The following is a 23,453-nucleotide window of genomic DNA, read 5'->3' on the forward strand; positions in this document are numbered from 1 at the left end:
GGGCGGTTGTCGCGTCAGGCGGCCGGGGTGGCCTCCGGCTTCGGCGCCGCCGGCTTGCGCCGCGACACCGCCGCGCCGAGCCAGCGGCAGACCACGTAGAACATCGGCGTGAACATCAGGCCGAACACGGTCACGCCGATCATGCCCGAGAACACCGCCGTGCCCAGCGACCGGCGCATCTCGTAGCCGGCGCCCGTCGCGATCACCAGCGGCACCACGCCGAAGATGAAGGCGAAGGAGGTCATCAGGATCGGCCGCAGCCGGGTGCGCGCGGCATCGACCGCGGCCTGCTGCCGGGTGTCGCCCGCGGCCTCCGCCTGGCGGGCGAACTCCACGATCAGGATCGCGTTCTTCGCCGCCAGGCCGATCAGCACGACGAAGCCGATCTGGGCCAGGATGTTCACGTCGTACCCCCGGATCAGCAGGCCGGTGACGGCGGCGAGCAGGCACATCGGCACGATCAGGATGACCGAGAGCGGCAGGGTCCAGCTTTCATACTGTGCCGCCAGCAGCAGGAAGACGAACACCACCGAGGCGACGAACACCAGCATGCCGGTGTTGCCCGCCAGCTTCTGCTGCAGCGCGATTTCGGTCCATTCGAAGCCGAAGCCCGGCGGCAGGGTGTCGGCGGCGACCTTCTCCATCGCATCCAGGGCGAAGCCGGTGGAATAGCCCGGCGCGGCCGCGCCCTGGACCTCGGCAGCGGGGTACAGGTTGTAGCGCGGCACGCGATAGGCGCCGGTCTCGTTGCGGAAGCTGGCCACGGCGCTCAGCGGCACCATCCCGCCGCTGTCGCTGCGGGTCTTGTAGTTGCCGACGTCGCGCAGGTTCACCCGGAACTTGCCGTCGGCCTGGGCGGTGACGCGGAAGGTGCGGCCGAGATAGTTGAAGTCGTTGACGTAGGACGAGCCGAGATAGATCTCCAGCGCCTCGAACACGCGGGAGGCGGGCACGCCCAGCATCTCGGCCTTCACCCGGTCGATGTCGGCATACAGCTTCGGCGTCCGGGTGTTGAACAGCGAGAACACGCCGGCCAGCCCCGGGACCTGGTTGGCCGCGGCCACCACCTCCTGCGTCGCGGCGTCGAGCGCGGGCAGCCCGCGGCCCAGCTTGTCCTGGATCATCAGCTTGAAGCCGCCGCCCGTGCCGATGCCGCGGACGGGCGGGGGCTGGATGGTGATGATGAAGGCATCCTGGATGGCGGACAGGCGTTTGCCGAGATCGGCCTGGATCGCGTCGGCCGTCTGCCCCTTGGGGTCGCGCTCGGCGAAGGGCAGGAACGGCGAGAAGACGGCGCCGGCGTTGGAGGCGTTGGTGAAGGTGGCGCCGTCGAAGCCGGCGAAGGCCACGGCGTGGGCGACGCCCGGCGTCTCCGTGACGATCTTGGCCACCTGCTTGACCACGGCGTCGGTGCGCGCCAGGGACGAGCCCGGCGGCAGCTGGATGACGGTGATCAGATAGCCCTGGTCCTGCTGCGGGATGAAGCCGGTCGGGGCGCGGCCGAACTGGACGCCGGTCAGGGCGATCAGCCCGACATAGGCCACCAGCATCACCACCGAGAAGCGTATGAACTGGCGGGTCAGGCCGCCATAGCCGAGCGACAGCCGGTCGAAGAACCAGTTGAAGCCGCGGAAGAAGGCGGTGATCGGCCGGAACAGGATGAAGGTCTTGCGCCGGCTGTGGTGCTCCTCATGCGGCTTCAGCAGCAGGGCGCACAGGGCCGGGCTCAGGGTCAGCGACACGAAGGCCGAGATCACCGTCGCCGCGGCGATGGTGACTGCGAACTGGCGGAAGAACTGGCCGGTGATGCCGGAGATCAGCGCCGCCGGGATGAACACGGCGCACAGCACCAGGGCGATGGCGATCAGGGCGCCGCCGACCTCGTCCATCGTCAGATGCGCGGCCTCCTTCGGCGACTTGCCCTCGCGCAGATGGCGTTCGACGTTCTCGACCACGACGATGGCGTCGTCGACCACGATGCCAATGGCCAGCACCAGGCCGAACAGCGACAGGTTGTTCAGGGAATACCCCAGCCCCGCCATCAGCATGAAGGTGCCGACCAGCGAGATCGGGATCGCCACCACCGGGATGATCGCGGCGCGCCAGGTCTGCAGGAACACGATCACGACGATGACCACCAGGGCCACCGCCTCCCAGATCGTCTTCTCCACCTCCTGCACCGATTCCGCGATGAAGGTGGTCGGATTGTAGACGATGTCGTAATGCACGCCCGGCGGGAAGACCTTGGACAGGTCCGCCATCGTCGCCAGCATCGAGTTCGCGGTGTCCAGCGCGTTCGTCCCGGGCTGCTGGAATATCAGCAGCGGGATCGCCGGCTGTTGGTCGAGATAGCCGTTGGTGGTGTAGTCCTGGGCGGCCAGTTCGACCCGGGCGATGTCGCGCACCCGGGTGACGCGGCCGTCGCTGTCGGTCTTGACCACGATGTTGCCGAACTGGCGCGGGTCGGTCAGCCGGCCCAGCGTCTCGACGTTCAGCTGGTAGGCGCCCGGGTTCGGCGTCGGCGGCTGGTTCAGCACGCCGGAGGCGACCTGGACATTCTGCGCCCGCAGCGCCGCCACCACATCGCCGGCGGTCAGGTTGCGCGACTGCACCTTATCGGGGTCGAGCCAGATCCGCATCGAGTAGTCGCGGGCGCCGATGACGCGCACGTCGCCGACGCCGTGCAGGCGGGCCAGCACGTCGCGCACCTGCAGGGTGGCGTAGTTCGAGAGGTAGAGCGGGTCGCGCGAGCCGTCCGGCGAGGTGAGATGGATCACCATCAGCAGGTCCGGCGAGGACTTGTTGGTGGTGACGCCGAGCGACCGCACCTCTTCCGGCAGCCGCGGCTCGGCCACGGCGACGCGGTTCTGGACCAGCACCTGGGCGATGTCGAGGTCGGTGCCGAGCGAGAAGGTCACGGTGATCGCCAACTGGCCGTCGCCGGTGGCCTGCGAGGACATGTAGAGCATGTTCTCGACGCCGTTGATCTCCTGCTCGATCGGTGTCGCCACGGTGTTGGCGACGACGTCGGCCGAGGCGCCGGGATACTGGGCGCGGACGACGACGGTGGGCGGCGCGATCTCGGGATACTGCGCCACCGGCAGGGTGAAGTAGGCTGCCGCGCCGAGCAGCACGATCAGGATCGACAGCACCGTCGCGAAGATCGGGCGGTCGATGCAGAAATGGGAGAACTTCATACCCCCCGCCCTCAGTTCGCGTCGTATTCGGGAACGGCCGCGATGGTGCCCGGCTGCGGCGTCACCTTGGCGCCGGGGCGGGCGCGGACCAGCCCGTTGATGATGACCTTGTCCTGCGCGGTCAGGCCGTCGCGGATGATGCGCAGGCCGCCCGGATAGGTCGGGCCGGGCCGGATGATCTTGGGCACGACCGTGTTGTCGTCCTTCACCGTCATCACCACCCGGTTCGACTGGTCGGTCAGGATCGCGCTCTCCGGCACCAGGATCGCGTCGTATTCGTTCGATCCGGGCAGGCGCAGCCGGCCGAACTGGCCGGGGGTGATGAACAGGTCCTTGTTGTCCAGGATGGCGCGGGCGCGGATGGTGCCGGAGCCGGGGTCGAGCCGGTTGTCGACGAAGTTCATGGTGCCGGCATGCGGCCAATCCTGCTCGTCCGGCAGCCGGGTCTGGATGATGGTGGCGTTGTCGCGGGTCGAGGGCAGCTTGCCGGCGACCACCGCGCGCTGATAGGCGAGGTAGTCGGCCTCGCTCATGTCGAACTCGAAATAGATCGGGTCCAGCGCCACGATGGTGGTCAGCAGGGTCGAGCTCGGGTCGCCGGTGACCAGGTTGCCGATGTCGACCCGGCGGTTCGAGACCCGGCCGGACATCGGCGCCTTGACCTGGGTGAAGCCGAGATTCAGCTGTGCCGACTGCAGCGCCGCCGTGGTCTGCGCCACCGCGGCTTCCGATGCCCGCCGCTCCTGCACCGCCTGGTCGTAGGATGAGCGCGACACGTTGGACTGGGCGACCAGCGACTGGGCGCGGTCGAGCTGGACCTTGGCCAGGTCGAGCCGGGCCTGGGCGTTGGTCAGGTCGGCCTGGGCGGAATCCACGACCGCCTGGTAGGGGCGGGGGTCGATCGTGAACAGCAGGTCGCCCTGCTTGACCATGGCGCCGTCGGTGAAGTTGATCGACTGGAGGTAGCCGGAGACGCGGGCTCGCACCTCGACCGACGCCGTGGCCTCGTAGCGGCCGGTGAACTCATCCCATTCGGTGATCTTCTGGACCAGCGGTGAGGCCACCGTGACCGGCGGGGGCGGCGGCGCAGCCTGCCCCTGGCTGCCCGATTCGTTGCAGGCGACGAGGAAAGCGGCCAGTCCCAAAGCCGTCAGGGTGCCCAACACCCGTCCTGGCCGCATCTGCAGGCGCCCGGTCATCATTGTCTCATGCTCCGAAGGAGATCCCCGGCGAAAGGGTATCCGGGTGTCAGGGCTTGTCAATCGTTCGCTCTTTGCACCGCAAAGGTTCACGGGCGAAGTGATCATGGTCACAGTCCGGCGGAACGGTGGCGGAGGTGCGGCTGCCGGCCAACATGTCGCCATTGCGCCTCGCCGGCCGGTGGCCGACGATGCGGGGCCTCGGCGAGATTCCGCCGCGATCCGTTCCCCGGCGCTGGCCAAGATCGGCGGCGCGCCCTAGATCTGAGCCATGGCCCGTTCCCCGAGATCCGACGACTCCCCTTCGCTCTTTGCCGACCAGGCGCCGCGGCCGCTGGCCGACCGGCTGCGGCCGCGCAGCATCGATGAGGTGGTCGGCCAGGACCACCTGCTGAAGCCGGAGGGCCCGATCGGCCGGATGGTGGCGGCGCACCGCATCGCCAGCATGATCCTGTGGGGACCGCCGGGCTGCGGCAAGACCACCCTGGCGCGGCTGCTGGCGGAGCACACCGACCTGCATTTCGAGCCGCTGTCGGCGATCTTCTCCGGCGTCGCCGACCTCCGGAAGATCTTCGACGCGGCACGCGGCCGCCGGGCGGCGGGGCAGGGCACGCTGCTGTTCGTCGACGAGGTGCACCGCTTCAACCGCAGCCAGCAGGACGCGTTCCTGCCGGTGGTTGAGGACGGCACCGTCACCCTGATCGGCGCCACCACCGAGAACCCGTCCTTCGAGCTGAACGCCGCGCTGCTGTCGCGCAGCCAGGTCTTCGTCCTCAACCGCCTCGACTTCGCGGCGCTGGAGGAACTGCTGCAGCGGGCCGAGGCGACCGAGGGCCGGCCCCTGCCGCTGCTGCCGGAGGCGCGCGACGCGGTCAAGGCGATGGCCGATGGCGACGGCCGCTACCTCCTGAACCTGGCGGAGGAGCTGTTCGCGCTGAAGCCGGCGGCGCCGCTGGACGCCGCCGGGCTGGCCCAGACGGTGCAGCGCCGGGCGCCGGTCTACGACAAGGCGCAGGAGAGCCACTACAACCTGATCTCGGCCCTGCACAAATCGCTGCGCGGCTCCGATGTCGACGCCGCGCTCTACTGGTTCGCACGGATGCTGGCGGGGGGCGAGGACCCGCTCTACGTCGTGCGCCGGCTGGTGCGCTTCGCGGTCGAGGATATCGGCATGGCCGACCCGAACGCGCTGACCCAGTCGCTGGCGGCCTGGGACGCCTATGAGCGGCTGGGCAGCCCGGAGGGCGAACTGGCGATCGCCCAGGCGGTGATCTTCCTCGGCACCGCGCCGAAGTCGAACGCCGCCTACACCGCCTATAAGGCCAGTTCGCGTGCGGCGAAGGAGACCGGCAGCCTGATGCCGCCGATGCACATCCTGAACGCCCCGACCAAGCTGATGAAGGAGATCGGCTACGGCAAGGGCTACGCCTACGACCACGACACCGACGAGGGCTTCTCGGGCCAGAACTACTTTCCGCCCGACATGGCGCGGCAGGAGTTCTACCGGCCGGTCGAGCGCGGCTTCGAGCGCGAGATCCGCAAGCGGCTGGATTACTGGGGCAAGCTGCGGGCGCAGCGGGAGGAGGGGTGACCTGCGCTGTCCCGGTCCCGGGCTTCAGGCGAAAGGCGGCAGCAGCGTTTCGGGCATCTGGTTGACGGAATAGAACCCCTCCAAGAGCCTACGGCGCGTCGCATCGCCGTCTCGCAGCCCGAGATAGCGGCCGGCATTCAGGCGCAGGATTCGGTCCAGCTGGTCGGCGCTCAACCCGCAATCCTCCGTCAGGAACCAGATGACGTTGCGGGTATACGCCGCTCCCGCCTTTTCGATTCCGACCATGATCCAGTCCGTCCCGAACAGGATGTGCTCCGCGTTCCGGTCGTATCTCCCGATCCAGGCCTTGAGGCTGTCGGCATAGTATTTGCGATTCTCCGCGCCGGGCCGCAGGGCTTCGGACAGGTAGCTGATGTCCATGCAGAGATGCGTATCGGGGTTCTCGCTGATATGCCGGCCGATGATGTCCTCGTAGATCTGCCCTGCGGTCTCCGGGGCGAGCGATCTGTAGCCGAACCGGCCCTGATGGGCGAGGCACAGGCGAAGGCCGGGCCACCGCTTCAGGACCCTCAGCCAATAGGTCGGATCGGCACGATCGGCGTAACCTCGCCCGGCGCCCTGGGTCGCGGCGGCATGCGCGATCACCGGCGCCTCGATGCGGGTGCACAGACCGTACAACCGGTCGAGGGCGTCATCGAGATCCCGCCCCAGCCCTGCAACGCCGCGCAGTTCCTCTGCGACAAGGTCGGGATAGCCCTGGCCGTCGGTATTGCCGGCCGCGCGGAACCCCATGGGCGGATACAGTTTCACCCCCAGGAAACCGTGGCTTTCCAGGGCGTCCTCGACGATCGAGAGCGGGTCCTCCGCCTGCAGGTCGGGGCGGCGCTGGTGGTAGACGGCGCGTAGCGGATCATAGGCGACCATGCCGTGAATGGCCGGTGACGCCTGCCGTCCCCGTGCGATCAGGTCGAAGACCTCAACCTGATCCCGCAGGGATGATGCGACCGATTCCCCGAGCCATTTCGAATAGTCGATCATCAAGGGGACGAGGAGGACGGGCTTCCGCCCGTCATTGGTGAGGGCGCTCGTCAGCTGCTCGGCCAGCGAATGGCGATACTGCATGAAGAGGGTGAACCATCTCAGATAGACCCCGATCGTGCTCTGCGATTCATAGGCGGCAAGGGCGGCCTCCCGCGGGTCGGGCTCGGCTCTCGGCGCGGCGCGGTTCAGGCTCATGGTCCCCGACTGCGCGGCCGCGTCGAGAAGCAGGGTGCGAAAGCGCTCGGACCGGGCATCCGGGGCAAGACGCGGCCCGACGCCGTCGGGCGGTCTGCCCTGGATGACGTCGGCGAGGGTGGACACCGCGAAATCCGGTGCCCCCGCCGCCGTCGCGTTCGATCGCAGCGATGCCTCGCCTTTCAGGTACGCGATCTCCTGCTCGGCCGTCGGGGTCTCGTGCAGAAGCCGGTCCTTGAACCACTGCAGGACCAGCTCCAGGACGCTGGGATCCTCCACGGCACGGGACGCGGCGATGCGGGGCTCGGGGGTCTCGTTCTCCGGAATGACGACCTTCGTGATGAAACGGACGACGGGCAGATCCTGGCCGTTGAAGAGGTGGCAGTGGATGTCGACGATATCCCCCGCCACCACCAGCGGCGGCGGTGGCGGAAGCAGCGGACGGCACGCTGCGGCAATGCCCGAGATGGAGATGAGAAGGGCGCCCTTGCTGAAAGTCCGTCTGTCGATGTCCAAAGACATGATCGGCTCCCCATAAAATAATATGCGATCAAAATACTGCGGCCTGCGACGGCGAAAATTCCGGCCGTGCGCGCCCCGCCGATGGTAGTGGAAATCGGGACAGCCCGCATTCCCAGCTTTCGCGCGCTTCCGAGCGCCATGCGCCACCCTGCGGCGCCCTGGTCCTATCGGTCCGGCGGCAGGGGTGGTATAGAGCGTGCGAGTTGGTCGCAATTCCGGCCCGCACCCTCGCGGCTCCGGTTGGAGGTATGGCCCAGATGCTGGCCACTGTGTTCGCGCCGAAGTTCCTGATCGTCTACGCCTACATCGCCTCGGCGCTGTGGGTGCATTTCCGCGGCCAGGTGCGGCACCGCTTCACCCGGCAGCTGACCGATCACTCGACCTTCTTCGCGCCGATCAACTGCTTCATGTACCTGTTCTCGCGGGTGCCGAGCAAACCCTACCACGACCCGCGCAGCTTCCCGGAGCTGCAGGCGCTGAAGGACAATTGGCACGTCTTCCGCGACGAGGCGCTGCGGCTGCAGGAAGACGGCGACATCAAGGGCTCGGACAAGCTCGACGATGTCGGCTTCAACTCCTTCTTCCGCCGCGGCTGGAAGCGCTATTACCTCAAGTGGTACGGCGACCCGCTGCCCTCTGCCGAGACCCAGTGCCCGCGCTCCGTGGCGTTGGTGAAGACCATCCCGACCCTGAAGGCGGCGATGTTCACCTCGCTGCCGCCGGGCGGCAAGCTGGTGGCGCATCGCGACCCCTATGCCGGCTCGCTGCGCTATCATCTCGGCCTGATCACGCCGAATGACGACCGCTGCCGCATCATCGTCGATGGCAAGTCCTACAGCTGGCGCGACGGCGAGGACGTGGTCTTCGACGAGACCTACATCCACTACGCCGAGAACTTCTCGGACGAGAATCGGGTGATCCTGTTCTGCGACGTCGAGCGGCCGATGCGGTTCGGCTGGGCGCTGGCGGTGAACCGCTTCTTCGCCAAGTACCTGATCCAGGCCGGCGCCACCCGCAACGCCGACGGCGACAAGGTGTCGGGGCTGAACAAGGCCTTCGCCTACATCTACCCGATCCGGACCTTCTTCAAGAAGATCAAGAAGAAGAACCGCAAGCTGTACTACGCGATCAAATACGTCTTCTTCGGCGGCCTGCTGGCGGCGTTTTTGGCCCTAGCCTGATCCCCTCGCCCGGCGCCGTTGCGGCGACGCCGGCGGCGATGCGATAGTGGCTGCGGTGGGGACGTCGGGGGAACGAATGGTCGCGGAGATCCGTGCCTTGACGTCGATGCGGGGCATCGCCGCGCTGTCCGTGGTCGGGCTGCATCTCGACGACACCATCGACAACCTGATCGGCAAGGGGCTGGTGCCGGCCGGGTTCGACCCCAGCGGCGTCACCCGGTATTTCGACAAATCGTATCTCTGGGTCGACTTCTTCTTCATGCTCAGCGGCCTGCTGATGGCTTTGGTCTACGGCGCCGTGCTGAGGCCTGGATTCCGCCGACGGGACTATCTCGACTTCATCGGACGACGGCTGGCCCGGATCTATCCGCTGCACCTGCTGATGCTGCTGGTCTTCGTCGGTATCGAGCTGCTGAAGTACCGGGTGCCGACCTATGATTCCGCGCCCTTCACCGGGCCGCACGGGCCGGTCGGCCTGCTGCAGCACCTGCTGCTGATCCAGGGCTGGCCCGGTGGCGTGGGCACCAGCTTCAACTACGTCTCCTGGTCGGTCAGCACGGAGTTGCTGGCCTATCTGCTGCTGCCGCTGCTGCTGGTCCTGCTGCGCTGGGGATCCTGGCCGCTGGCGATCGCCACGGCGCTGGCCGGGCTGGCGGCGCTGCTGTGGCTGTCGATGGTCGACCCGGCGCTGCAGTTGAACCAGTCCGCCGGGCTGGCGATCCTGCGCTGCCTGCCGTCCTTCGGGATCGGCATCCTGATCGCCCGGCTGGTCGAGACCCGCGACCAGGCGCTGCGGCGGCTGGGCGGCGCGGCTGGCGCGGCCGCGGCCCTGATCCTCGCCGTCCTGCTGCTGCATCTCGGGGCGCCGGACATCCTGCTGATCCCGGTCTTCGCCTGGATCGTGCTGTCCCTGGCGCTGGACGGGGGAACGGTCGCCCGGGCCCTGTCCTGGCGGCCGCTGCATCTCCTCGGCCTGTGGTCCTACTCGATCTACATGGTCCATCCCCTGGTGTTGAAGGTCGAGATGCAGGTGCTGCTGCGGTCCGGCGACCGGCTGCAGTCGCTGCCCTATCTGGTCGCGGTCTCGGCCGCGGCGCTGCTGGCGGTGGTGCTGCTGGCGGCGCTGCTGTTCCGCTGGGTCGAGGTGCCGGCGCGCCGGGCACTCTATGCCCGCCTCGACCGGCGGCGCCCGGCCGCGCTGGCGGCATGAACCCGGCAGGGTTCCCGGCCCCCTTCGACCGCTTCATCGCCATCGACTGGTCCGGCGCGCGCGGCGTCTATGACGGCGTCGCGGTGGCGGAATGCCGGGCCGGCGCGGCCGGACCGGCGCTGTTGCCGCCACCGTCCGGCCGGCGCTGGACCCGCACCGCCGTCGCCGACTGGATCGCGGCCGAGGCCGAGGGCACCGACCGCATGCTGGTCGGGATCGACTGTGCCTTCTCGCTGCCCTTCGTCACCGCCGCCGGCTATCTGCCGCAAGGTGGCGGCGCCCGCGACCTGTGGGCGCTGGTCGACCGGGTCGCGGCCGGGGCGCCGGATTTCCTCGGCGCGGATTTCGCCCGGCACGCCGACTACACCGCCGATTTCTGGCATCGCGGCCCGCGGCCGGCCGGCTGGGTCGAGCCGCATCGCGAGACCGAGATGGCCTGCCGCCGCGACGGGCTCGGCGCGCCGGACAGCCCGTTCAAGCAGTTCGGGCCGAAGACGGTGGGGCCGGGGGCCCTGGCCGGCATGCGGGTGCTGCACCATCTCTGCGCCCGCCTCGACGGGCGCCTGGCGGTCTGGCCGTTCGAGCTGGTCGAGGCTCATCCGGTCGTGATGGTCGAGATCTTCCCGCGCCTGTCCTGGCGCCGCGCCGGGCGCACGGCCAGCGCCAAGGTCCGCGACCGCGCCGATCTCGATGCCGCGCTGGCCCGGCTGGGCAGCGGCCCCGCGGTCGCGGCCGATCCGCTGACCGACCATGCCACCGACGCTCTGATCGCCGCGGCGGGCCTGCGGGGAGCGGCCGGGGAGCCGGAAAGCTGGGCGCCGCCGGGGCTGACGGCGGCGACCGCCCGCACCGAAGGCTGGATCTTCGGGGTGCGGGGATGAGGGCGCTGCGCCTGCTGGTCGCGGCACCGCTGGCGCTGGCCGCGACGGTGCTCGGCCTGGCCGCGCTGTATGTGCTGACCGCCGTCGTGCTGGCGTTGGTGCCGATCGGCGGCCGGGCGCAGGCCGTCGCGCCGGGCGACCCGCCCGCCTATGTCTGCGCCACCCTGGCCCACACCGACATCGTGCTGCCGGTGCGCGACGCGGAGGTCGACTGGGCTGTAGTGTTCCCGGACGCGGCGCCGACCTTTTCGGTGCCCGGCCTCCATGTCGCCTTCGGCTGGGGCGACCTGACCTTCTATCAGGAGACGCCACGCTGGGCCGATCTCCGCTTCTCCACCGCCATGGCGGCGCTGCTCGGCGGCGGCCCCAGCGCGCTGCACGTCGCCTATGTCATGGACCCCGCCGGCAACCCGTCCTGTACCCGCCTGTCGCTCGACGCGCAGGGGCGGAAGGCGCTGGCCGGCTTCATCCGCGACACGGCGGTGCTGGACGATGCCGGGCGGGGCATCCTGGCCGCGCCGCCAGGCCTCGGCACCCACGAGGCCTTCTACGCGGCGCATGGCCATTACCGGCCCTGGCGCACCTGCAATGTCTGGACCGAGCGGGCGCTGGCAACGGCCGGGCAGCCGACTGCGCTGTGGGCGCCCTTCAGCTTCGGGGTGATGTGGCCGCTCGGGTGAGTCCTACTTCCGCTTCTTGCGCTGGCGCGGTTCCGGCGGCTTGGGCACAAAGCCCTCGGCATCACCGTCGGTGACCTTGTCAGCATAGGAGGTGGAGCGGCCCTGATACGGTCCCTGCGCCGTCGAGACGAAGCGGATGGTGTCGCCGAGATCGAACAGCTGGGCGCAGCGGTCCTCGCCCTCGCGGAAGGTCAGGCACAGCTCGTCCTTGTCGTCCGGCACGTGCCAGTAGCCATGGAAGGTGGTGCGGGTGTCGCGGTACCATAGCTGGCCGTCCGCGCCGAAATACTCGGTCCAGGCGTCGCCAGCCTTGGCGGTGTTGGTGTCGATGGCGATGGTGCCGTACAGCGTCTTGTCGGTCAGCCGCTCGGCGATCGCGGGGCCCGGGATCAGCTTGGCGCCATGTTCGCGCAGGGCATCCGCCGTCGGGTCGGGCGGCAGCTCCTTGGGGGCGCAGCCCGCCAGCAGCCCGAACACCACGCTTCCCGCAACGATTGCCAGCCTCATCGCCCAAACTCCCTGCCATCCCCGGGCCGACTCACAGCCCTTTTGCGCGATAATAATACGCCTTTATGCACGGAGTGCGGGAAATCCGCCCCCCTCAGGCCGCTTTCAGCGTCTGGATCGCGGCGACGCCGAGCCACACCGCGACCAGGCACAGTAGCACCGACAGCAGCACATACAGCCCCGCCCGCAGCCAGTCGCCGGCCTGCATCAGCGTCAGCGTCTGCAGGCTGAAGGCGGAGAAGGTGGTGTAGCCGCCGCACAGCCCGACCATGACGAACAGCCGCGCATCCGGCCCGGCCGGAAGCGGCCCGCCCGCCGCGGTCAGCGCGCCGAACAGGCCGATGACGAAGGAGCCGAGGATGTTGATGCCCAGCGTGCCCCAGGGGAAGGTCTCGCCGTAGCGCTCGACGGCGGCGACGGAGCACCAGTACCGTGCCATGCCGCCCAGCGCGCTGCCGGCCGCGACCCAGAGATATGCGCCCACGCGACGATCCCCTTCACCCGTGCTAAACAACGCGGATGAGCCGAATGCCAGACCCCCTAGAGTCCCTGCCGATGATCCGCGCCCGCCATCCTGCCCCCAAGCCGCACGCCGGCGCCACCCCGCGATCGGGAGACCTGTCGTGAGCGGGGTGCAGAGCCTGGCGGTCGGCACCGATGAGGGCGAGCTGCGCCTGGACCGCTGGTTCCGCCAGCGCTTTCCCGGGCTGACCCATGGCAGGCTGGAGAAGCTGCTGCGCACCGGCCAGATCCGGGTCGACGGCAAGCGCGCCAAAGCGGCGCAGCGGCTGGAGGCCGGGCAGACCATCCGCATCCCGCCCTTGGACGACACCGCGACCGAGACGCCGACCCCGCGCGCGCCGCTGCCGCTGAAGCCGGAGAAGGCGCAAGGCCTGGCGGCGGAGCTGAAGCGCGCCATCCTGTTCATGGATGACGACATCATTGCGCTGAACAAGCCGGCCGGGCTGGCGGTGCAGGGCGGCGGCAAGGTCAAGGCGCATGTCGATGGGCTGCTCGACCACCTGCAGTTCGACGCCAAGGAGCGGCCGCGGCTGGTCCACCGGCTGGACCAGGAGACCTCGGGCGTGCTGCTGATCGGCCGCACCGCCAAGGCGACGCGGCGGCTGACCGAGGCCTTCCGCGAGCGCGCCACCCGCAAGGAGTACTGGGCGGTGACGGTCGGCGTGCCGCAGCCGCGCCAGGGCCGCATCGACCTGCCGCTGGCACGGTCGCCCAGCAATGTCGGCCGCGTGGTCGAGGAGGATGACGAGGAGGGCCAGCGCGCCGTCACCGACTTCGCCGTGGTCGAGGCCGCGGCCCAGCATGCCGCCTTCGTGGCGATGTGGCCGGTCACCGGCCGCACCCATCAGCTGCGCCTGCACATGGCTGCGCTGGACACGCCGATCCTGGGCGACGGGAAGTATGGCGGCGCCCGGTCCGAGATCACCGGCGCCGAGCTGCCGCGCCAACTGCACCTGCATGCGCGCCGGCTGGTGCTGCCGCACCCGACCCGCGGCACCATCGACGTCACCGCGCCGCTGTCGCCGCACATGGTGTCGACCTTCCGCTACTTCGATTTCGACGCCAAGACGAAGCCGGAGGGGCCGGAGGACTGAGCCTTCGCGGAACCCCGGAAGGCCGGATCATGACGGGACCGCGGGTGAAGGGCGGGCGCGAGGCCCGCCGTTCATCCTGTCGGATCACTGGGCCCGATTGACCCGGATGGTGAAGTGCTCTTTCCCGTGCCAGATCGTCACCCGGCTGTAGTTGGCGGGCGCGGGGTCTTCGACATAGGGCGGGACGTCGATCGGCGTCACCACGGATGCGCCGGCCTGGGGCGCCGTCGCATGCAGTTCCAGGACCTTCGTCCTTGCGGCTTTGCCCGGGGGGCCGTCCACCAACTCGGCCGTCCATCCGGCCGATGGGGCGACCACGGCCCCCGTCGTCCCCTCCACATGCAGCGACGGGGGTGAGCCCGGCATCACATTCAACCAGGCGGTGAAGTCCTTCGGATTGACTTTCACCTGGTCGACGTCGTTTTTGGCCGGCGTTGCTGCTTCGGTCACCTGCGGTGTCGTGTTGGTCGTCGCCTGAGGCGAGCTGCAACCTGCCAGGGCTGTAATGAAGAACCCCGCTAACAGTACGCTATTGTACTTGGCCATTTGGGCTTCTCCCCTAATATTGGGCGCTATACACGACGTTTATACGTGATCGCCCGGTATTTGGCCAGCCCAGGCGGAGCGGCGAAATGCTCGCTGGTCATGGCCATTCGGCAGGGCACGGGTGATGGCCTTCGGTGGATTTCCCGGGCAGGGATAAATACCTCGATTCCACCAAGCCCAGCCGGATCAGCCGCCGCCTGGGCGACGGCCGATCCAATGGAGACAATTTCGGCGACCAGTGGTTCCATCGGGTCGACAATCGCTACTTGCCCCGGGCCAAGGCCAAGCCGAGGCCGGCGCCGATCAACAGGCTGCCGGAGATCCGGTTGCGCAGCCTCCCGTGGCGGGCCAGCAGGAAACGGGCGCGGCCAGCCAGCACCGCCCAAGTGCCGTCGACCGCGAGCGCCAGGATCAGGAACACCGCCGACAGCAGGGCGACCTGCGGCCCCGCCGGCCGGGCCGGGTCGATGAACTGGGAGAAGAAGGCGCCGGTGAACAGCAGCGTCTTCGGGTTGGTCAGCGACACCAGCAGGGCGCGGCCATAGATCCGGCGGGCGGATTTCGGCTGCGGCGCCGTCCGGGTCAGGTCGGCCGGCGGGGCCCGCCACTGCGCCACGCCCAGCCACAGCAGATAGGCGACGCCGATCCAGCGCAGCAGCTCGAACCAGCCGCCGAGCGCACCGAGCAGCTGGGCCATGCCGAGCGCGGCCAGGGCGAGCTGGACCACCATGGCGGAACTGGTGCCGAGCACGGTCAGCAGGCCGTAGCGCGGCCCCCAGGCGACGCTGTTGGCGACGATCAGGGCCACGTTCGGTCCCGGGATCAGCATCAGCAGGGTGACGGCGGCGGTGAAGGCCAGAAGCAGGGTCGGATCGATCATCAAGGCTCTCCGGAAAAAGGCGCCGGCGAGGATCCGAATCAAAAACCCCGCCGGCAGGACGGCGGGGTGTGGGGCTTCGGGCTTGTCAGCCGACGGTCAGGAAGACCGCCGGCGGAACCAGGTCCCGTCCGCCCATGCGACAGCCACCGCCGGGTGAAGCCGGCGTTGTTGGCGCGTCGCGAGGGGACGGTGACAAACCATGGCGACAGCCTAATGGCGCAGGCGGTCAGCCGTCAATCCGGTGTCCAGGGCACGCCGCCGCCATCTCCGCATCCCCTGGCCGTAGACCGGGTTGAAGCGGCAGATCGCGTCGCCCGGCGGCAGCAGCCCGCAGGCGAAGGTTCCGGCAGGGAATCTCGAAGCCCCACCGTGTTTCATCCGTAGCCGGATTGGGCCGCTGGCGACATCATCCGGCAGTTGGCCGGACGATATCCAATCTCATAGAGTTCATTGCTTTGCGGCGATTGCGGGTGCTCTCCAGCCCGCCTCGGTGCCGGCGAGTCCATCGCGCGTCACCGTCCGGTCGCCCGGGCAGATGGAGATCGGGTGGATGACAAGGCAGATCGGCAGGCACGCCGTCGTCGTCGGAGCCGGAATGAGCGGCTTGACGGTCGGGCATGCGCTCGCGAACCATTTCGAGCGGGTCACCCTGTTGGAGCGGGACAGGCTTCCCGCCGGCATCGGGCATCGGGTGGGCACGCCGCAGGACAAGCATCTCCACGCCCTGCTGGCCGGCGGCCAGGGCGCTCTGACCGAGCTCTTCCCCGGGTTCGAGCAGGATCTCGTGGCGGCCGGCGGCGTGCCGATCCGGGTGGCGGGCGACATGCGGGTCGAACAGGTGGGCTACGACCCGTTCCCCCAGCGCGATCTCGGCTGGACCGCCTACACCATGTCGCGGCCGCTGATCGAGTTCCTGGTCCGGCGGTATGCCGAGCAGCGGCCCAACATCGTGCTGCGGCCCGGCTGCCGCGCCACCGAGCTGGTGACCTCGGATGACGGCACGGCGGTGACGGCGGTGCGCTGCGTGACGGCGGAGGGCGCGCAGGAAACCCTGCCGGCGGATCTGGTGGTGGATGCGTCGGCCAGTGGGGCCCTGACCCTGGCGCTGCTGCGGTCGGTCCGCCTGCCGCTGCCCGAGACCTCCACGGTCGGCGTCGGCCGGTTCTACGCCACCACCGTCTTCCAGATCCCCGACGATGCGCCGGACGACTGGAAGCTGGTGATGACCTTCTCCAACCCGCAGGAGAACAGCCGCCGCGGCATGCTGATGCCGCTGGAGGGCAACCGCTGGATGCTGAGCACGGGCGACCAGGATGGCGGCCTGCCCCCCGCCGACTGGGCCGGGGTGCTGGAGTACCTGCAGGGGCTGCGGACCCCGACGATCTACAACGCGGTCAAGGCCCTGCAGCCGCTGGGCGAGGTCCGGCGCCACGTCTTCCAGGAAAGCGTGTGGCATCATTTCGAGCGGCTCGAGACCGTGCCGCGCGGCATCCTGCCAGTCGGCGACGCGTTCTGCCGGTTCAACCCGATCTACGGCCAGGGCATGACGCTGGCGGCGCAGGAGGCCTGCCTGCTGGGCGACCTGCTGCCGGCGGCGGCGCTGTCGCCGGACCCGCTGGCCGAGCTGCAGCAGAGTTTCCTGTGCGAGGTCGGCGGCCTGATCGAGGGCCCCTGGGTGATGTCGGCCATCAACGACTACATCTATCCTCACACCCGCGGCGAGCGGCCCGCGGACTTCGCCAATTCGGTCAGGTTCGGCGCCGCGCTGAACCGCCTGGCCGCGCGCGACCCGGCGATCCACAAGCTGGCGGTCGAGGTGCAGCATCTGCTGAAGCCCCGCAGCGCCTACCAGGACCCGGATGTGATGCGCCGGGTGATGGCCGAGATGGCGGCGGCATGACGAGCGATACGGACATGGGACAGGAGAGCGGGATGACGGCTGTGCAGCACCGCATGATCGAGACCAACGGCATCAGCATGCATGTCGCGGAGCAGGGGGAGGGCCCGGCCGTGCTGCTGTGCCACGGCTTTCCCGAATCCTGGTACTCCTGGCGCCATCAGCTGCGGGCGCTGGCCGAGGCCGGGTTCCGGGCGATCGCGCCGGACATGCGCGGCTATGGGCAAACCGACGCGCCGCCGGAGATCGACCGGTATTCGATGTTTCACCTGGTGGGCGACATGGTCGGGCTGCTCGATGCCCTGGGGCTGGAGCGCGCCGCCATCGTCGGCCATGACTGGGGGGCGCCGGTGGCGTGGCACGCGGCGCTGCTGCGCCCCGACCGCTTCCGCGGCGTGGCCGGGCTCAGCGTGCCGTTCCGGCCGCGCCTGGCCGGGGGCGGGCCGCCGACCGCCCGGATGCCACGGCGCGACGACGCGGTGTTCTACCAGCTCTACTTCCAGGACCCCGGCGTCGCCGAGGCGGATCTCGGGCGGGATGTCCGGCGCAGCCTGCTGACCCTGTTCGGCATCCAGTTCCAACGCAACGCCCAGGGGGGAGAGGTGGGCATGGTGCCGCTCGACCGCGGCATGATCGGCAGCGCGCCCGCGCAGCCCGGCCGGCCGCCCTGGCTCGGCGAGGACGACATCGCCTTCTACACGGCGGAATTCCAGCGCAACGGCTTCCGCGGGCCGCTGAACTGGTACCGCAACATCGACCGCAACTGGGAGCTGCTGGCGCCCTTCGCCGGGGCGCAGATTGCCTGTCCCGCGCTGTACGTCGCCGGCGACCAGGATCTGGTCGTGCACTTCCCCGGCATGGACCAGATCATCGCCAACCTGTCGCAGTCGGTGCCGCGGCTGACGCGCACGGTCATGCTGCCCGGCTGCGGCCACTGGACCCAGCAGGAGCGGGTGCCGGAGGTCAATGCGGCGCTGATCGCCTTCCTGCGGGGTCTCGAAGCCTAGAAGCGGCTGGTCAGCCGGCCGGCGCCGCCGAGGTCATCCAGCCGACGACGGCGCCGGTCGGGTCGCGGACGATGGCGATGCGGCCGACGCCGGGCACGTCGAAGATGTCGCGCATCAGGGTGGCGCCGGCCTGCTGCGCCGCCGCGACTCGGGCGTCGACGTCGTCGACCTCGATGTAGGCGAACCAGTGCGGCGGCACGGCGTCCATGCCCGGCAGGCCCCGCAGGTCGAACACGCCGCCCACCATTCGGCCGCCGATGCTGGCGACCAGGTATTCGCCACCGCCGGCCATCGGCATGGTCTCGAAGCTCCAGCCCAGGGTCTGGGCGTAGAAGTCGCGGGCGGCAGCGGGATCGCGCGTGTTCAGCTCGTTCCAGCAGAAGGTTCCGTGGTCGGGCATGGCCTGTCTCCCTGTGCGGCGGCGGTCGCCGCCTTCCCGTCAGGCTATCACGGTTTCGATGACGATCCGGCGACCGCCGCCGTCGGCCCGGCGGCGACCGGCACCGCCCGGGCCAGGCGCGCCGTGCGCATCCGCTGCAGGTGCTGGTCGGCCAGCACGCCGATCAGGATCACCGTGCCCATCACCGCGAAGTTCAGCGAGGAGGGGATGCCCAGCAGGTTGACCAGGTTCTGCAGCACCTGCAGCAGCACGGTGCCGAGGATGATGCCGAGGATCGAGCCCTCGCCGCCGCGCAGCGAGCAGCCGCCCAGCACCGCCGCGGCGATGGCGTAGAGCTCGTAAAAGTTGCCGTGCGCGGAGGGCTGGATCGAGTTCGTGTAGAACGCGAGGAAGACGGCGGCCAGGCCGGCCAGAAGCCCACAGATGACATAGGCCGAGGCGATGACGGTGCGGGTGCTGATGCCGGAATAGCGCGCCGCCTCCTCGTTCTTGCCGACCGCGAACAGATAGCGGCCGAACACCGATCGGTGCAGCACCACCCACATCACCAGCGCCACCACCACCAGCGCCAGGAAGCTGTTGGGGATGCCGAAGCTGCGGCCGGTGGCGAAATCCGCCAGCGTGTCGAAATCGCCGCCATAGCCGAAGCCGACGGTGGCGTCGTCGGTGTAGTAGCGCGCGGCGCCGCGGTAGATCAGCAGGGCGCACAGGGTGACGACGAAGGGCTGGATCCCGACCCGGGCGACCAGGAAGCCATGGATGGCGCCGAACACGCCGCCCATGGCGATGGCGGCGGCCAGGGCCAGCGGCCAGGACCAGCCCCAGTTCACCACCATGTCGACGAAGACGACGCCGATCAGCGCGAACGCCGACCCGACCGACAGCTCGATCCCCCCGGTGATGATCACCAGGCCCTGGCCGATCGAGAACAGGCCGTAGAGGCCGACCAGATTGGCCATGTTCACGAGATTCACCGTCGAGATGAAGCGCGGCTGCAGCAGCGCCACGATGCAGCCGATCACCAGGATCAGGATCGCGAGCCCCAGTTCCTTCCTCATTTACCCGACGTCCTCCCGGTTCGCGTCTCTATCCGTTTTATTCCCTGTCATTGCCGGGCTCGACCCGGCAATCCAGAAGATGTCGACAACCTCTGGATGCCCGGGTCAAGCCCGGGCATGACAACAAGGGAAAGCCCCTTCACGCCGCCAGCGGCCGGCCGACGGCCAGCTGCATCACGTTCGGCTCGCTGAACTGGTCCCGGCGCAGTGTGCCGCTGATCCGGCCCTCATGCATCACCGCGATGCGGTCGCTGACGCCGATCACCTCCTCCATGTCGCTGGAGATCATCAGGATCGGCACGCCGCGGTCGGCCAGATTGCGCATCAGCTGGTAGATCTCGGATTTGGCGCCGACGTCGATGCCACGGGTCGGCTCGTCGAAGATCAGGAAGCGCGGCTGCATCGCCAGCCATTTCGCCAGCACGATCTTCTGCTGGTTGCCGCCGGACAGCTTCAGCGCGTTGGTCATGACCGACGGGGTGCGGATGCGCAGCTTCTCCCGCTGGGTCTCGGCTTCGCGCAGCTCGGCGCCGCGGCTGATCAGCCCGCGCCGGGCATGGCGGTCGAGGTTGGGCAGGGTCACGTTCTGGGCGATGCTCATCTCGAGCACCAGGCCGCTGCGCTTGCGATCCTCCGGCACCAGGAACACGCCCTGGGCGATGGCGGTGCGGGGCGTGCCGAGCGCCAGCGCCTTGCCGTCGAGCCGGACCTCGCCGGCCAGCATCCGGTCGATGCCGAAGATCGCCCGCGCCAGCTCGGTGCGGCCGGAGCCGACCAAGCCGGCGAAGCCCAGGATCTCGCCGCGCCCGACCGACAGCGTCACCTCGTGGTCGGGATAGGTGGCGGTGCGGACGCCGCGGATCTCGACCGCGTCGGGCTGGGCCGCGACCGCGGGCGGGATGTAGAGCGCCCGCAGGTCGCGCCCGACCATCATCCGCACCATGCGGTCATGGTGGATCTCGTCGCGGTCGAGCGCCCCGACCAGCTGGCCGTCGCGCAGGCAGACCACGCGGTCGGCACAGGCCTCGATCTCGCCCAGGCGGTGGGTGATGAAGATGATGGCGACGCCGGCCGCCCTCAGCTCGCCGATCACGCGCAGCAGGGTCTGCGTCTCGGTCAGGGTCAGGCTCGAGGTCGGCTCGTCCATGATGATGATGCGGGCATCGAGCGACAGCGCCTTGGCGATCTCCACCATCTGGCGCTGGGCGATCGACAGCTCGGCCAGCGGCGTGGCCGGCCCGAAATCGACGCTCAGCCGGTCGAGCAGCCTTTGCGTGTCGGCGTGCAGCCGGGCGGTGTCGATCAGCTTCAGCGGGCCGAAGCGCCGCGGCTCGCGCCCGATGAAGACGTTGGCGGCGACGTCGAGATTGTCGAAGAGGTTCAGCTCCTGGTGCACGAAGGCGATGCCGGCGGCGATCGCCTCCTGCACCGTCAGCGCCGCACGCGGCGTGCCGCCGACGGTGACGGTGCCGGTGGTCGGGGCCTCGACCCCGCCCAGGATCTTCATCAGCGTCGACTTGCCGGCCCCGTTCTCGCCGATCAGCCCGACCACCTCGCCGCGGCCGACGGACAGGCTGACATCCCTCAGCGCCTGCACGCCGGGATAGGTCTTGGAGATTCCCTCCATGGCCAGGACGGCATCGGTCATCTGCTGCTCCCTCGGGGCGACGGTGGCGGCGGAGGCCGGGGCCTCCGCCGCGCCCTGCCTCACTTCTTCAGCAGTTCCTTCATCGTCTTCTGGAAATCGGCGACGTTGCTGCTGTCGATCAGCCGGGTGGGGATGATCTTCAGATGGTCCGCCGGGATGAAGGACTTGTCGCCCTCGATGTACTGGGCCAGCAGCTTCACCGTCTGGTAGCCGAACTCGAAGGGTTGCTGCACCACGGTGCCCTCGATCACGCCCTCCTGCACGCCGCGCAGGGTGACCGGGTCCTCGTCGAAGCCGACGACCTTGATCTTGCCCAGCTTCCCGGCCGCCTTCATGGCGTCGTAGATGATCGGCGTGTTGTAGGAGTAGAGGCCGACCAGCATCGCCAGGTCGTCGTACTTGGTCAGCGTGTCCTCGACATTGCGCTTGGCCTTGGCGAAGTCGATGTCGTCGGTGCGGATGTCGACGATCTCGATCTTGGTGCCGGCGATCGCTTTCTTGATGCCCTCGACTCGCTCGCGGGCGTTGGCGTTGCCCAGCGTGCCGACGAACAGCATGATCTTGCCGCCGTCCGGCAGGGTCTTCTTGATCAGCTCGCCCGCCTGCACGCCGGCGGCGACGTTGTCGGTGCCGATGTACAGGAGCCGGTCGCTCTTCGGCGCGTCGCTGTCGAAGGTGAACAGCGGCACCTGGCCGGCGGCCTTGTTCAGCAGCGCGGTGGAATTGTCCGGATCGACCGGGCTGATGCCGATGCCGGCGACGCCGCGGGCCAACATGTCCTCGACGATCTGGCGCTGCTCCGCGGCGCTGGATTGGCCGGGGATCTTGAACTCGACACTGTAGCCCTTCAGCTCGGACACCGCCTTGTCGGTGCCCTTGTTGGCGATGGTCCAGAAAGAGGACGAGCCGTTGACGACGAAGGCGATGGTCTTGTCGGCCGCCTGGGCCGGCGCCGGACCGATGGCGAAAGCCGCCGCGACGGCGGCCGCCAGGCCCGCCAGAACGAAACGCTTCATTGGGTATCCTCCCGGTCTTTTCGACCATTGAAATGCCCCGTTGGGGCGCATTGTTATTATTATCATACAATTAGGATCATAATGGTTCGGCGGGGTCAAGGGCGCGATCTGCGGTCAGGGAAATCCCCCACGACCGGTCACGCTCCTACGGCCCTCCCAGGGACCGCACCCGCACGAATCGCGCACGCGCAGCGTCGGCGTCAGGCGCAGGGTTTTCGGCTTGGCGGCGGGGTCCTTCAGGCGGCGCATCAGCAGCCGGACCGCGGTCTCGCCGAGTTCCGCGCAAGGCTGCGCCACCACGGTCAGCCGCGGGGTGAAGGCGGTGGCCCAGTCGAAATCGTCGAACCCGGCCAGGGCCATGTCACCGGGCACGCGCAAGGATGCCTCGCGCAGGGCGTGCATGGCGCCGATCGTCATCAGGTTGTTGCCGGTGACGATCGCGTCCGGCCGAGGATCCCGCGCCAGCAGCCCGTGCACCGCCTGCCGCGCCGGCTCCAGCGCCGAATGGCCGATGACGACCAGCGCCGGGTCGAAGGCCAGGCCCGCCTGCTTCAGCCCCGCCTTGTACCCGGCCAGCCTCTCCTGCGTGGTCGACAGGCCGGGCTGGCCGGACACCAGCGCGATGCGGCGGTGGCCGTGGGTCGCCAGATGCGCCACCAGCTCGATCGTCGATCTGCGGTTCTCGACCCCGACCTGGTCGAAATCGGGCGCGACCAGCCGGTCGATCAGCACCGTCGGGATGCCATGGGTGCGGAGATAGCGCAGTGCCGCGCGGTCCGGGTCGGCCGAGGCCGCCAGGATGATGCCGTCGACCCGGCGCTGGTGCAGGGCGCGCACGGTCTGCAACTCCTGCGCCGGATCGTCATGGGTGTCGGACAGGAAGATCATCAGGCCGTGGCGCTTGGCCTCGACCTCGATGCCGCCGACCACCTCGCTGAAATAATGGTTGGTGATGGCCGACAGGGCGATGCCGATCGATTCCGTGGTCGCCCCGGCCAGCGACCGGGCCAGGGTGTTCGGGATGTAGGCGGTCCGGGCCACCGCGTCCTCGACCGCCCGCACCGCCTCCGGGCTGACCTTGCGGGTGCCGTTCAGCACATGCGAGACGGTCGACACCGACACGCCGGCCTGGCGCGCGACATCGGCCATGGTCGAGGCGGGGGCGGTCCGGGATGGGCTGCGGGCCATCGGCGCTTTCTGTGGGTTGGATCTGTGGGGCG

At 69.1% G+C, this 23,453-nt stretch carries 20 protein-coding genes; 8 read left to right on the plus strand and 12 right to left on the minus strand.

The genetic code is table 11. From position 1 onward, the window contains the following. Positions 1-14: 14 nt before the first annotated feature. Positions 15-3,197 carry an efflux RND transporter permease subunit gene (locus tag E9232_RS01410; RefSeq protein WP_309791688.1) on the minus strand — a complete coding sequence of 1,061 codons (3,183 nt, stop codon included), beginning with the start codon at positions 3,195-3,197 and terminating at the stop codon, positions 15-17. 11 nt (positions 3,198-3,208) lie between these two features. After that, positions 3,209-4,396, minus strand: a complete 1,188-nt coding sequence (locus E9232_RS01415) for an efflux RND transporter periplasmic adaptor subunit (RefSeq protein ID WP_309791689.1) — start codon at positions 4,394-4,396, stop codon at positions 3,209-3,211. Positions 4,397-4,667: 271 nt separating this feature from the next. Here E9232_RS01415 and E9232_RS01420 point away from each other — a divergent pair, with 271 nt between their 5' ends. Beyond that, positions 4,668-5,987, plus strand: a complete 1,320-nt coding sequence (locus E9232_RS01420) for a replication-associated recombination protein A (RefSeq protein WP_309791690.1) — start codon at positions 4,668-4,670, stop codon at positions 5,985-5,987. Between the two features lie 24 nt (positions 5,988-6,011). Here the strand turns inward: E9232_RS01420 and E9232_RS01425 are convergent, their stop codons facing one another. Continuing rightward, complete coding sequence (locus E9232_RS01425) at positions 6,012-7,706, minus strand: amidohydrolase family protein (protein ID WP_309791691.1); 1,695 nt, start codon at positions 7,704-7,706, stop codon at positions 6,012-6,014. Between the two features lie 257 nt (positions 7,707-7,963). Here E9232_RS01425 and E9232_RS01430 point away from each other — a divergent pair, with 257 nt between their 5' ends. The 4 genes from E9232_RS01430 to E9232_RS01445 all read left to right on the plus strand — a co-directional run bounded on the left by E9232_RS01430 (position 7,964) and on the right by E9232_RS01445 (position 11,658). Further along, complete coding sequence (locus E9232_RS01430) at positions 7,964-8,887, plus strand: aspartyl/asparaginyl beta-hydroxylase domain-containing protein (protein ID WP_309791692.1); 924 nt, start codon at positions 7,964-7,966, stop codon at positions 8,885-8,887. A gap of 106 nt (positions 8,888-8,993) precedes the next feature. Then, positions 8,994-10,097: an acyltransferase family protein gene (locus tag E9232_RS01435; protein WP_309792238.1), complete on the plus strand. Its 1,104-nt coding sequence runs from the start codon at positions 8,994-8,996 to the stop codon at positions 10,095-10,097. Continuing rightward, entirely contained in the window at positions 10,094-10,978 is an 885-nt protein-coding gene (locus tag E9232_RS01440) for a hypothetical protein (RefSeq protein ID WP_309791693.1), read from the plus strand. Before E9232_RS01435 ends, E9232_RS01440 begins: the two co-directional genes overlap by 4 nt. Beyond that, entirely contained in the window at positions 10,975-11,658 is a 684-nt protein-coding gene (locus E9232_RS01445; protein ID WP_309791695.1) for a DUF2459 domain-containing protein, read from the plus strand. Before E9232_RS01440 ends, E9232_RS01445 begins: the two co-directional genes overlap by 4 nt. Before the next feature lie 3 nt (positions 11,659-11,661). Here the strand turns inward: E9232_RS01445 and E9232_RS01450 are convergent, their stop codons facing one another. Further along, positions 11,662-12,165 carry a hypothetical protein gene (locus tag E9232_RS01450; RefSeq protein WP_309791697.1) on the minus strand — a complete coding sequence of 168 codons (504 nt, stop codon included), beginning with the start codon at positions 12,163-12,165 and terminating at the stop codon, positions 11,662-11,664. Between the two features lie 94 nt (positions 12,166-12,259). After that, complete coding sequence (crcB, locus tag E9232_RS01455; RefSeq protein ID WP_309791698.1) at positions 12,260-12,649, minus strand: fluoride efflux transporter CrcB; 390 nt, start codon at positions 12,647-12,649, stop codon at positions 12,260-12,262. Positions 12,650-12,788: 139 nt separating this feature from the next. Here crcB and E9232_RS01460 point away from each other — a divergent pair, with 139 nt between their 5' ends. Continuing rightward, positions 12,789-13,781 (plus strand): RluA family pseudouridine synthase, encoded by a 993-nt coding sequence (locus E9232_RS01460; RefSeq protein WP_309791699.1) that lies wholly within the window; start codon positions 12,789-12,791, stop codon positions 13,779-13,781. Between the two features lie 84 nt (positions 13,782-13,865). Here E9232_RS01460 and E9232_RS01465 read toward each other — a convergent pair whose 3' ends face one another. Both E9232_RS01465 and E9232_RS01470 read right to left on the minus strand, forming a co-directional pair. After that, the gene (locus E9232_RS01465) at positions 13,866-14,327 is read right to left on the minus strand and encodes a hypothetical protein (protein ID WP_309791700.1); all 462 of its coding nucleotides are present in this window, start codon (positions 14,325-14,327) and stop codon (positions 13,866-13,868) included. Positions 14,328-14,589: 262 nt separating this feature from the next. Beyond that, on the minus strand, positions 14,590-15,207 hold the full coding sequence (locus tag E9232_RS01470) for a LysE family translocator (RefSeq protein WP_309791701.1): 618 nt from the start codon (positions 15,205-15,207) through the stop codon (positions 14,590-14,592). Between the two features lie 550 nt (positions 15,208-15,757). Here E9232_RS01470 and E9232_RS01475 point away from each other — a divergent pair. Both E9232_RS01475 and E9232_RS01480 read left to right on the plus strand, forming a co-directional pair. Continuing rightward, positions 15,758-17,107 carry an FAD-dependent oxidoreductase gene (locus E9232_RS01475; RefSeq protein WP_309791703.1) on the plus strand — a complete coding sequence of 450 codons (1,350 nt, stop codon included), beginning with the start codon at positions 15,758-15,760 and terminating at the stop codon, positions 17,105-17,107. Positions 17,108-17,139: 32 nt separating this feature from the next. Next, positions 17,140-18,111, plus strand: coding sequence for an alpha/beta fold hydrolase (locus E9232_RS01480; RefSeq protein ID WP_309791704.1), 972 nt, complete (start codon positions 17,140-17,142; stop codon positions 18,109-18,111). A 10-nt stretch (positions 18,112-18,121) separates the two neighbouring features. On the opposite strand, the gene E9232_RS01485 is transcribed toward E9232_RS01480, so the two are convergent. The 5 genes from E9232_RS01485 to E9232_RS01505 all read right to left on the minus strand — a co-directional run bounded on the left by E9232_RS01485 (position 18,122) and on the right by E9232_RS01505 (position 23,421). Beyond that, positions 18,122-18,511, minus strand: coding sequence for a VOC family protein (locus E9232_RS01485; protein ID WP_309791705.1), 390 nt, complete (start codon positions 18,509-18,511; stop codon positions 18,122-18,124). A gap of 47 nt (positions 18,512-18,558) precedes the next feature. Then, the gene (locus E9232_RS01490; protein WP_309791706.1) at positions 18,559-19,569 is read right to left on the minus strand and encodes an ABC transporter permease; all 1,011 of its coding nucleotides are present in this window, start codon (positions 19,567-19,569) and stop codon (positions 18,559-18,561) included. 139 nt (positions 19,570-19,708) lie between these two features. Further along, positions 19,709-21,217 carry a sugar ABC transporter ATP-binding protein gene (locus E9232_RS01495; protein ID WP_309791707.1) on the minus strand — a complete coding sequence of 503 codons (1,509 nt, stop codon included), beginning with the start codon at positions 21,215-21,217 and terminating at the stop codon, positions 19,709-19,711. Positions 21,218-21,276: 59 nt separating this feature from the next. Next, positions 21,277-22,233 carry a sugar-binding protein gene (locus E9232_RS01500; protein WP_309791709.1) on the minus strand — a complete coding sequence of 319 codons (957 nt, stop codon included), beginning with the start codon at positions 22,231-22,233 and terminating at the stop codon, positions 21,277-21,279. Positions 22,234-22,347: 114 nt separating this feature from the next. After that, positions 22,348-23,421, minus strand: coding sequence for a LacI family DNA-binding transcriptional regulator (locus E9232_RS01505; protein ID WP_309791711.1), 1,074 nt, complete (start codon positions 23,419-23,421; stop codon positions 22,348-22,350). Between the last annotated feature and the right edge of the window lie 32 nt (positions 23,422-23,453).

Origin of the sequence: Inquilinus ginsengisoli, from assembly GCF_031453975.1 — a bacterium.
Taxonomy (GTDB): Bacteria; Pseudomonadota; Alphaproteobacteria; order DSM-16000; family Inquilinaceae; genus Inquilinus; species Inquilinus ginsengisoli_A.

Bases quoted from the DNA above. Each gene is read 5' to 3' on its own strand.
- E9232_RS01410 (WP_309791688.1), bottom strand. From the start codon at position 3,197: ATGAAGTTCTCCCATTTCTGCATCGACCGCCCGATCTTCGCGACGGTG.
- E9232_RS01415 (WP_309791689.1), bottom strand. From the start codon at position 4,396: ATGACCGGGCGCCTGCAGATGCGGCCAGGACGGGTGTTGGGCACCCTG.
- E9232_RS01420 (WP_309791690.1), top strand. From the start codon at position 4,668: ATGGCCCGTTCCCCGAGATCCGACGACTCCCCTTCGCTCTTTGCCGAC.
- E9232_RS01425 (WP_309791691.1), bottom strand. From the start codon at position 7,706: ATGTCTTTGGACATCGACAGACGGACTTTCAGCAAGGGCGCCCTTCTC.
- E9232_RS01430 (WP_309791692.1), top strand. From the start codon at position 7,964: ATGCTGGCCACTGTGTTCGCGCCGAAGTTCCTGATCGTCTACGCCTAC.
- E9232_RS01435 (WP_309792238.1), top strand. From the start codon at position 8,994: ATGCGGGGCATCGCCGCGCTGTCCGTGGTCGGGCTGCATCTCGACGAC.
- E9232_RS01440 (WP_309791693.1), top strand. From the start codon at position 10,094: ATGAACCCGGCAGGGTTCCCGGCCCCCTTCGACCGCTTCATCGCCATC.
- E9232_RS01445 (WP_309791695.1), top strand. From the start codon at position 10,975: ATGAGGGCGCTGCGCCTGCTGGTCGCGGCACCGCTGGCGCTGGCCGCG.
- E9232_RS01450 (WP_309791697.1), bottom strand. From the start codon at position 12,165: ATGAGGCTGGCAATCGTTGCGGGAAGCGTGGTGTTCGGGCTGCTGGCG.
- E9232_RS01465 (WP_309791700.1), bottom strand. From the start codon at position 14,327: ATGGCCAAGTACAATAGCGTACTGTTAGCGGGGTTCTTCATTACAGCC.
- E9232_RS01470 (WP_309791701.1), bottom strand. From the start codon at position 15,207: ATGATCGATCCGACCCTGCTTCTGGCCTTCACCGCCGCCGTCACCCTG.
- E9232_RS01475 (WP_309791703.1), top strand. From the start codon at position 15,758: ATGACAAGGCAGATCGGCAGGCACGCCGTCGTCGTCGGAGCCGGAATG.
- E9232_RS01480 (WP_309791704.1), top strand. From the start codon at position 17,140: ATGACGGCTGTGCAGCACCGCATGATCGAGACCAACGGCATCAGCATG.
- E9232_RS01485 (WP_309791705.1), bottom strand. From the start codon at position 18,511: ATGCCCGACCACGGAACCTTCTGCTGGAACGAGCTGAACACGCGCGAT.
- E9232_RS01490 (WP_309791706.1), bottom strand. From the start codon at position 19,569: ATGAGGAAGGAACTGGGGCTCGCGATCCTGATCCTGGTGATCGGCTGC.
- E9232_RS01495 (WP_309791707.1), bottom strand. From the start codon at position 21,217: ATGACCGATGCCGTCCTGGCCATGGAGGGAATCTCCAAGACCTATCCC.
- E9232_RS01500 (WP_309791709.1), bottom strand. From the start codon at position 22,233: ATGAAGCGTTTCGTTCTGGCGGGCCTGGCGGCCGCCGTCGCGGCGGCT.
- E9232_RS01505 (WP_309791711.1), bottom strand. From the start codon at position 23,421: ATGGCCCGCAGCCCATCCCGGACCGCCCCCGCCTCGACCATGGCCGAT.